The sequence below is a fragment of the Intrasporangium chromatireducens Q5-1 genome (genome assembly GCF_000576575.1).
In the GTDB taxonomy this organism is placed as follows: Bacteria; Actinomycetota; Actinomycetes; order Actinomycetales; family Dermatophilaceae; genus Intrasporangium_A; species Intrasporangium_A chromatireducens.
On the sequence record NZ_AWQS01000653.1, the window covers coordinates 1 to 242 of the forward strand.

The following is a 242-nucleotide window of genomic DNA, read 5'->3' on the forward strand; positions in this document are numbered from 1 at the left end:
TCCGCGGCGGCAAGGTCGACGCGGCGATCCTGGGCGCGATGCAGGTCTCCGAGGCGGGCGACATCGCCAACTGGATGATCCCCGGCAAGATGGTCAAGGGCATGGGCGGCGCGATGGACCTCGTGCATGGCGCGAAGAAGGTCATCGTGCTGATGGAGCACACCGCCCGCGACGGCTCCTACAAGATCGTCAAGGACTGCTCGCTGCCCTACACCGGCAAGGGCGTCGTCCAACGGATCATC

At 66.1% G+C, this 242-nt stretch carries 1 protein-coding gene; it reads left to right on the plus strand.

The genetic code is table 11. The annotated features are described in order from the left end of the window. Positions 1–242: succinyl-CoA--3-ketoacid-CoA transferase (locus N864_RS23280; protein WP_034723459.1), on the plus strand; the 242-nt coding region annotated here is incomplete at both ends.